Here is an 8,564-nt window from a genome sequence, read left to right as displayed (position 1 = left end):
CCAGCGGCCCCGGCCTGCTCGCCGGCCAGGCCGCGCTGCGCGTCGCCCCCGGCGGCGTCGTGCTCGCCACCGACATCGCCGAGGGCATGCTCGCCGAGGGCGCGCGCCGCTGCGGCGAACACGCCGACACTCCCTGCTTCGCCGCCGCCGACGCCGAGCACCTGTGCCTCGCCGACGCCAGCATGGACCGCGTGCTCGCCGGCCTCGCGCTGTTCATCTTCCCGCACCCCGAGCGCGCGCTCGCCGAGATGCACCGCGTGCTCGTGCCCGGCGGCCGGGTGGCGCTGTCGGTGTGGGGCGCGCGCGAGACCGTGCCGCTGATCCACCGCGCCCAGGACACCATCGCCCGCCTGCTGCCGCCGCCCAAGGTGCCGCGCCCCTCGGTGTTCCGCTACGGCCAGCCGGACGTGCTCGCCGCGACCCTCGCCGCCGCCGGCTTCAACGGCATCGACATCCGCCCGTGCGCGTTCTCCTGCCACTTCGCCGACGCCGAAGCCTACTGGCAGGCCTTCCTCGACCTCGCCGGCGGCGCCGCGGAAGCGCTCGGCCGCCTGCCCGAGGCCGTCCAGGCCCAGCTGCGTGCAGCCGTCGTCGACGACCTCGCCCACCACTGCTGCGACGACGGTCGCGGCGGCTTCCTGGTGCCGGCCCGGACCCTGGTGGCGAGCGCCCGCCGACCGGACTGATCCTCGCCCGACCGACCCTGGCCGTCCACGCCGCGCGCGGGCGGCCGGGGTCCTCTCTCCCGACTTCCCGGTACCCCGGCCTTCCGCCCTTACCCCGGCCTCCGCCCTTACCCCGGCCTCCGCACTGACCCCGGCCTCCGCTCTGACCCCGGCCTCCGCTCTGACCCGGGCCTTCCGCCCTTAGGCTTCTCCCCTCCTCCCATTCGCTCCCCGGATCCCGACTTGCCCTCCCCCCAGCCCCGCGCCCGCGCCGCGGCACCCCCTGCCTCCCACGCCGAAGCCGACGCCCGCGCCGCGCGCCAGGGCATGTTCGCCGCGCTCGCCGCCTTCGTGACCTGGGGTCTGGCGCCGCTCTACTTCCGCGCCCTCGGCAGCGTCCCCCCGTTCGAGATCGTCGCCCACCGCGTGCTGTGGTCGGCGCTCCTGCTCGCCGTGATGCTGGCCACGCTGCGCTTCACCGGCGGTTTCGAACGCGTCGGTGCCGTGCTGCGGCAGCCGCGCCTGCTCGCCCTGCTCGCGCTCACCTCGCTGCTCACCAGCAGCAACTGGCTGGTCTTCATCTGGGCGATCGACGCCGGTCGCCTGCTCGAGGCCAGCCTCGGCTACTTCATCAACCCCCTGGTCAGCGTGGCGCTGGGCGCGATCTTCCTCGGCGAGCGCCTGCGCCCGCTGCAGGCCACGGCGGTGGCGATCGCCTGCGCCGGCGTGGCCTGGCGGGTCTGGCAGCTCGGCAGCCTGCCGTGGATCCCACTCTTCCTCGCCGGCACCTTCGGCCTCTACGGCCTGCTGCGCAAGCGCGCCCCGGTGGACGCCGTGGGCGGTCTCTTCATCGAGACCCTGGTGGTCGCCCCGCTTGCGCTCGCCTGGCTGCTGTGGCTGCACGCGCAGGGCAGCCTCGTCTTCGGCAGCGGCAACCCGGCCGAGTGGCTGCTGCCGCTCACCGGCGTGATCACCGCCATCCCGCTGATGCTGTTCGCGGTCGGCGCCCGCCGCCTGCCGCTGGCCACCGTCGGCTTCCTGCAGTACATCGCCCCCAGCCTCAACTTCCTGGTGGCGGTGCTGCTCTTCCGCGAGCCCTTCGACACCACCCAGCTCGTCGGCTTCGCGCTCATCTGGCTCGCGCTCGCGGTGTATTCGGCGGACATGGTCCGCGCCGGGCGGCGTCGGTTTCCGTAGGAGCGCCGGCAGGCGCGAATGCAGCGCATCCGCGCACGACAACGCCGGTCGTCGCCGCACCGCCGTCTTCGCGGCTGCCGCCGCTCCTACACGGCCCCGGACCACGTCGGTTTCCGTAGGAGCGCCGGCAGGCGCGATTGCAGCGCCTCCGCACACGACAACGCCCGTCGTCGCCGCACCGCCGTCTTCGCGGCTGCCGCCGCTCCTACACGGCCCCGGGCCACGTCGGTTTCTGTAGGAGCGCCGGCAGGCGCGAATGCAGCGCCTCCGAACACGACAACGCCCGTCGTCGCCGCACCGCCGTCTTCGCGAGGCCGCGGGGCCGGGGTGGTGGGGGCCAACTTCAGGAGCGCCGAGGTGGAGGGCGTCGCGGGGGAAACAAGGCGACGCATGTCCGAGGGGCGCAGCGACGAGTTTGCGTCGCCGCCCCCGCGGCGTCCTCCACCGAGGGCAGCCCCGAGCGACGCGAGGGGCCGCGACGGCAGGCGGCCCCCACCACCCCGGCGCCGCGGCCGGACCGGAGTCGCGCCAGACCGGAGTTCCGCCGGACCGCCCTCCGCCCCCCATCGCCCCTCATTCGCACCCCGCGATAGGGCCGGCGGCCCGAATCCAGTAAACTAGCGCGCTTGCTTTCTTCAGGCGGATGCCGATGTTCGTGCTGTATGAAGAGGACGGGGCCTTCAAGGCCGGGACCATCCTCGCCGATAACGACGCCACGCTGCAGGTCGAGAACACCCACGGCAAGCGGGTGAAGCTCAAGCGCGCCCATGTGCTGATGGAATTCCGCGAGCCCGGCCCGTCCGACCTGCTCGCGCGCGCCGAGGCCGAGGCCGAAGGCCTGGACGTCGAGTTCCTCTGGGAAGTCTGCGGCGAGGACGAATTCGCCTTCGCCGACTTCGCCGCCGAATACCAGGGCCGCACACCCACCGCGGTCGAATCGGCCGCCCTGCTGCTGCGCCTGCACTCGGCGCCGATCTGGTTCCACCGCAAGGGACGCGGGCGCTTCCGCAAGGCCCCCGCCGACATCCTCCAGGCCGCGCTCGCCGGCCTCGAGAAGAAGCGCCAGCAGGCCGCCGCGATCGAGCACATGCGCGCCGAGCTCGTCGCCGGGCGCCTGCCGCCCGAGCTCGCCGCCCTGCTGCCGCAGGCGCTCTACCGCCCCGACCGCAACCGCCCCGAGATCAAGGCCCTCGAGGCCGCCTGCGTCGACAGCGGGCTGTCGGCCGCGCGCCTGCTGCTGGCCTGCGGCGCGCTCGCGTCGAGCTACGACTTCCACTACAACCGCTTCCTCTTCGAGCACTTCCCGGAGGGCACCGCCTTCCCCGCCCTCGAGGTGCCCGTGCTCCCCAGCGCGCTGCCGCGCGCCGAGGTTGCCGCGTTCTCGATCGACGACGCCTCCACCACCGAGATCGACGACGCCTTCTCGGTGACACCGCGCGCCGAGGGCGGCTGGCGCATCGGCATCCACATCGCCGCGCCCGCGCTCGGCTTCGCGCGCGGCTCGACGCTCGACACGGTCGCGCGTCGGCGCCTGTCCACGGTCTACATGCCGGGCAACAAGATCACCATGCTGCCCGACGAGATCGTGCAGACCTTCACCCTCGGCGAGGGCCGCGACTGCCCGGCGGTGTCGCTCTACCTCGACATCACCCCTGGGCTGGCGATCGTCGGCGAGGAGAGCCGCGTCGAGCTCGTGCCGATCGTGGCCAACCTGCGCCACCACGACATCGAGCCCGTCTTCAACGACGACACCGTCCACAACGGCGGCCCCGACTTCCAGTGGAAGCGCGAGCTCACCCTGCTGTGGGACCTCGCCACCGTGCTCGAGGCCGGGCGCGGCAAGGCCGCCGGCAACGAGGACCGCATCGACTTCGGCTTCAGCGTGGACTGGACCGAGGAGACCGCCGACGGCCCGGGGCGCGTCAGCATCGGCCGGCGGCTGCGCGGCTCGCCGATGGACAAGCTCGTCGCCGAGCTGATGATCCACGCCAACATGACCTGGGGCAAGCTGCTCGACCGCTCGGGCATCCCCGGGCTGTACCGCGCCCAGGGCGGCGGCAAGGTGCGCATGACCACGGTCGCCGCGCCGCACGAAGGCCTGGGCGTCGATTGCTACGCCTGGTCGAGCTCGCCGCTGCGGCGCTACGTCGACCTGGTCAACCAATGGCAGATCATCTCGGTGCTGCAGGACACGCCGCCCGCCTTCGCGCCCAAGTCGGCCGAGCTGATGGCGGCGATGCGCGACTTCGAGCTCACCTACGCCGAGTACGCCGAGTTCCAGCGCGGCATGGAGCGCTACTGGTGCCTGCGCTGGCTGCGCCAGCACGGCCGCGGCGAGGTCGAGGCCACGGTGCTGCGCGAGAACGTGGTGCGCCTCGCCGAGATCCCGCTGGTGATCCGCGTACCCTCGATGCCGCTGCAGATGCCGGGCAGCCGGGTCAAGCTCGTCGTCGAGCGCACCGACCTGCTCGACGTCGAGGTCGAGGCGCGCTTCGTGCAGACGCTCGCCGAGCCCGATCCCGAGACGGTGGACGAGACCGGCTTCGGTTTCGCCTGATCCACGCATGAGCGCGACCGCCGCCCCCAACCTGCCCGCCGGCCCCCTGCCGGGCGCCTGGCACGGGCACCTGCAGCGCCTCGGCGGTCCGCTGCTGGCGGCGGCCTTCATCGTCTCGATCAGCCTGCACGCGCTGCTGCTGCTGATCCAGTTCCGCCTGCCCGAGGCCAAGCCGGCGCGCGACAAGGGCCTGGAGGTGGTGCTGGTCAATGCCCGCCACGCCCAGGCGCCCGAAAAGGCCGAGGTGCTCGCCCAGGCCAACGTCGATGCCGGCGGCAACACCGAGCAGGAGGTGCGCGCGAGCACGCCGCTGCCGCCGCAACCCAACCGCCAGGACGGCGACGCCCTGGTCGAGGCCAAGCGCCGCACGCCCGAGCCGGTGCGCGAGCAGAAGCAGGTGATCACCCGCGACAAGGCCCCGGCCAAGGTCGCCGCGGCGCCGAAGAAGGTCGAGCAGCCCGCGCCCACGCCCGAGCCGCAGCGCGAGATCAGCGGCCTCGACCTGCTCGACAGCGCCGCCGCGGTGGCCCGCATCGAAGCCCAGATCGACCGCGACCTCAAGGAGCTCGCCAAGCGCCCGCGCAAGAAGTTCATCGGCGCGCGCGCGCAGGAATACCGCTTCGCGCAGTACGTCGAGGACTGGCGGCAGAAGGTCGAGCGCATCGGCACCCTGAACTACCCCGATGCGGCGCGCGGCCGCCTCTACGGCAGCCTGCTGCTGTCGGTGACGATCCGCTCCGACGGCACGGTGGAGCGGGTGGGCGTGCATCGCAGCTCGGGCCACAAGGTGCTCGACGACGCCGCGCTGCGCATCGTGAAGATGGCCGCACCCTACTCGCCCTTCCCGCCCGACATCCGCAAGGACTACGACGTGATCGAGATTACCCGCACCTGGACCTTCACCAACAGCGACCAGGTGCGCGCCAACTGAGACCCCGCCCATGGACCGCTACGCCGTCGTCGGCAACCCGATCGCCCACAGCAAGTCGCCCTGGATCCACGCCGCCTTCGCCCGCCAGACCGGGCAGGCGCTCGCCTACGAAGCCCTGCTCGCCCCCCTCGACGACTTCGCCGGCACGGTGGCGCGCTTCCGCGCCGAGGGCGGACGTGGCCTCAACGTCACCGTGCCCTTCAAGCTCGAGGCCTTCGCCCTCGCCGACCGGCGCACGCCGCGCGCCGAGGCGGCCGGCGCGGTCAACACCCTCGCCCTCGGCGCGGACGGCATCCTCGGCGACAACACCGACGGCGCCGGCCTGGTGCGCGACCTCAGCCTCAACCTGCACTGCCCGCTCGCCGGGCGTCGCATCCTGCTGCTGGGCGCCGGCGGCGCCACCCGCGGCGCGCTGCTGCCGCTGCTCGACAGCGCCCCCGCGCGCCTTTGCATCGCCAACCGCACTCGGCACAAGGCGGTGGAGCTGGCGCAGGCCTTCGCCGCCCACGCCGGCACGGTGCGCATCGAGGGCTGCGGCTTCGAAGCGCTCGCCGACCAGCGCTTCGACCTCGTGATCAACGCCACCTCCGCCAGCCTGTCCGGCGAACTGCCGCCGCTGCCGCCCGGCCTCTACGCCCAGGGCGCGCTCGCCTACGACATGATGTACGGCCGCGGCCACACGCCCTTCCTGCGCGCCGCGCTCGCCGACGGTGCGGCGCGGGTGGCCGACGGGCTGGGCATGCTGGTCGAGCAGGCCGCCGAGAGCTTCGCGCTGTGGCGCGGCGTGCGCCCCGACTCCGCGCCGGTGCTGGCCGAGCTGCGCCAGCTCATCGAAGCCGGCTGAGGCCAGCGTGCCGATCCCCGCGCCGCGCCGCATCCTCGGCTGGGTCGCCCGCGGGCTGGGTGTCGCGCTGCTGTTGGCGCTGTTCTGGCAGGCGGTGCTGCTGACCCAGGTGGTGTGGTGGAGCCGCTTCGATCCCGGCAGCACGAGCTTCATGCGCATCCGCCTCGCCGAGTTGCGCGAAGCCGATCCGCGGGCCGAACTGCGCCAGCAATGGGTGCCCTACGAGCGCATCTCGATCCACCTCAAGCGCGCGGTAGTCGCTGCCGAGGACGATCGCTTCCTCGACCACGACGGCTTCGACTGGGAGGGCATCGAGCGCGCCCTGGAGCGCAACGCCGAGGAGGGCCGCGTCACCGCCGGCGGCTCGACGATCAGCCAGCAGCTCGCCAAGAACCTCTTCCTGTCGTCCTCGCGCTCCTGGCTGCGCAAGGGCCAGGAGGCGGCGATCACCCTGATGATCGAGGCGACCTGGGACAAGCGCCGCATCCTCGAGGTGTACCTGAACGTGGCCGAATGGGGCAACGGCGTGTTCGGTGCCGAGGCCGCCGCGCGCCACTACTACGGCCGCCCGGCCGCCAGCCTGGGCCCGGCCGAGGCCGCGCGCCTGGCGGTGATGCTGCCCAACCCGCGGCGCTACGAGAAGACCTTCGGCCCCCGCCTGGCCGCGCACGCGGCGCGGGTGCAACGGCGGATGGCGAATTCGCAGGTGCCTTGAGCGCGACGCGCAAGGCGCGAGGGGCGGGAATGGCCCTCCGCCGATTTTTCGCCTTCTGTCACATGATCGGGGTCGCGTGCGCGGGGGGGAGTCCGTAGAATTCGCGACTTGCCCCTCCGCCGGCCTTGCGCGCGATGACCGAGCCCGAAGAACTCCACGCCGACGACGTCCAGCAGCACCTCAAGGAGGTGCAGGATCTGCTCGCCCGCCAGAAGGTGGTGGAGGGTCTCGTCCATCGCCAGGACATGCCGCGCCACGAGCTGGTGGAAAACCTCGTGCACAAGCAGCACGAGGCCGGGCTGCGCGCCAAGCTCGACAGTCTGCACCCGGCCGACATCGCCTACATCCTCGAGGCGCTGCCGCGCGAGGAGCGTCTCTATGTCTGGGACCTGGTCAAGGCAGAGCGTGACGGCGAGATCCTGCTCGAGGTCTCCGACGCGGTACGCGAGTCGCTCATCGAGACGATGGACCCCGAGGAGCTCAAGGCGGCGGCCGGTTCGCTGGATGCCGACGAGCTCGCCGACCTCGCCCCCGACCTGCCGCCCGAGGTCATCGAGGACGTCTTCCAGTCGCTCGACAGCGAGGGCCGCGAGCAGCTGCGCGCGGCGATGTCCTACCCGGAGGATTCCGTCGGCGCGCTGATGGACTTCGACATGGTGACGGTACGCGACGACGTCACCCTGGAGGTCGTGCTGCGCTACCTGCGCCGCTTCGACGAACTCCCCGACCACACCGACAAGCTCTTCGTGGTCGACCGCGAGGACCACCTCGAGGGCATCCTGACCCTGGAGACGCTGCTGATCAGCGACCCGGAAAAGACCGTGGCCGAGGTGATGCGCTCCGAGCCGGTGATCAGCTTCACCCCCGAGGACGAGGCCGACGACGCCGCCCAGGCCTTCGAGCGCTACGACCTGGTGTCGGCGCCGGTGATCGATTCCGAGCGGCGGGTGATCGGCCGCATCACCGTGGCCGACGCGGTGGACTTCATCCGCGAGGAGTCCGAGGCCGAGATCCTGTCCCAGGCCGGCCTGCGCGAGGAGGAGGACATCTTCGCCTCGGTGTGGAGCTCGGTGAAGAACCGCTGGGCCTGGCTGGCGATCAACCTCGTCACCGCCTTCGTGGCCTCGCGCGTGATCGGCCTCTTCGAGGACTCGATCGAGAAGCTGGTCGCGCTCGCCGCGCTGATGCCGATCGTCGCCGGCATCGGTGGCAACTCGGGCAACCAGACGGTGACGATGATCGTGCGCGCGATCGCGATGGGCCAGGTCGAGCCCTCTGCGATGACACGCCTGCTCAAGAAGGAGCTCGGCGTGGCGCTGATCAACGGCGTGGTATGGGGCAGCCTGCTCGGCGTGCTGGCGTGGTGGCTCTACGGCAACGTCGATCTCGGCCTGGTGATGACCGGGGCGATGACGCTGAACCTGCTGCTGGCGGCCTGCGCCGGCGTGATGATCCCGATGCTGCGCCAGCGCCTCGGCGCCGACCCCGCCCTCGGTGGCTCGGTGATGATCACCGCGCTCACCGACTCGGGCGGGTTCTTCATCTTCCTGGGGCTGGCTACGCTGTTTCTGCTGTGAGGCGGCAGGAGTGAGGCGGCAGGCCCGCGCGGCAGGCCCGCGCGGCAGGCCCGCGCGGCAGGCCCGCGCGGCAGGCCC

The 8,564-nt window shown here is 72.4% G+C and carries 7 protein-coding genes; all 7 read left to right on the top strand.

What is annotated here, in order from left to right:
- The coding region (locus C667_RS17380) for a class I SAM-dependent methyltransferase (RefSeq protein ID WP_004371948.1) at positions 1-686 on the top strand (686 nt) is incomplete at its 5' end.
- A gap of 306 nt (positions 687-992) precedes the next feature.
- Positions 993-1,862, top strand: a complete 870-nt coding sequence (gene rarD / locus C667_RS17375) for an EamA family transporter RarD (protein WP_004371945.1) — start codon at positions 993-995, stop codon at positions 1,860-1,862.
- Between the two features lie 649 nt (positions 1,863-2,511).
- The gene (locus tag C667_RS17370; RefSeq protein WP_004371942.1) at positions 2,512-4,419 is read left to right on the top strand and encodes a ribonuclease catalytic domain-containing protein; all 1,908 of its coding nucleotides are present in this window, start codon (positions 2,512-2,514) and stop codon (positions 4,417-4,419) included.
- A gap of 7 nt (positions 4,420-4,426) precedes the next feature.
- The gene (locus C667_RS17365; RefSeq protein ID WP_004371939.1) at positions 4,427-5,350 is read left to right on the top strand and encodes an energy transducer TonB; all 924 of its coding nucleotides are present in this window, start codon (positions 4,427-4,429) and stop codon (positions 5,348-5,350) included.
- Positions 5,351-5,360: 10 nt separating this feature from the next.
- Positions 5,361-6,194: a shikimate dehydrogenase gene (gene aroE / locus C667_RS17360; RefSeq protein WP_004371937.1), complete on the top strand. Its 834-nt coding sequence runs from the start codon at positions 5,361-5,363 to the stop codon at positions 6,192-6,194.
- A 7-nt stretch (positions 6,195-6,201) separates the two neighbouring features.
- Entirely contained in the window at positions 6,202-6,909 is a 708-nt protein-coding gene (gene mtgA, locus C667_RS17355) for a monofunctional biosynthetic peptidoglycan transglycosylase (RefSeq protein ID WP_004321314.1), read from the top strand.
- A 134-nt stretch (positions 6,910-7,043) separates the two neighbouring features.
- Complete coding sequence (gene mgtE / locus C667_RS17350; RefSeq protein WP_004371933.1) at positions 7,044-8,486, top strand: magnesium transporter; 1,443 nt, start codon at positions 7,044-7,046, stop codon at positions 8,484-8,486.
- The last annotated feature ends 78 nt before the right edge of the window (positions 8,487-8,564 follow it).

This window comes from Thauera phenylacetica B4P (genome assembly GCF_000310225.1).
GTDB lineage: Bacteria > Pseudomonadota > Gammaproteobacteria > Burkholderiales > Rhodocyclaceae > Thauera > Thauera phenylacetica.
Note: the sequence above shows the minus strand (reverse complement) of the source record. Positions and strands in the feature narration are given on the sequence as shown.

What these genes read in the sequence shown, in the direction of transcription:
- rarD (WP_004371945.1), top strand. Translation starts at nt 993, where the DNA reads ATGTTCGCCGCGCTCGCCGCCTTCGTGACCTGGGGTCTGGCGCCGCTC.
- C667_RS17370 (WP_004371942.1), top strand. Translation starts at nt 2,512, where the DNA reads ATGTTCGTGCTGTATGAAGAGGACGGGGCCTTCAAGGCCGGGACCATC.
- C667_RS17365 (WP_004371939.1), top strand. Translation starts at nt 4,427, where the DNA reads ATGAGCGCGACCGCCGCCCCCAACCTGCCCGCCGGCCCCCTGCCGGGC.
- aroE (WP_004371937.1), top strand. Translation starts at nt 5,361, where the DNA reads ATGGACCGCTACGCCGTCGTCGGCAACCCGATCGCCCACAGCAAGTCG.
- mgtE (WP_004371933.1), top strand. Translation starts at nt 7,044, where the DNA reads ATGACCGAGCCCGAAGAACTCCACGCCGACGACGTCCAGCAGCACCTC.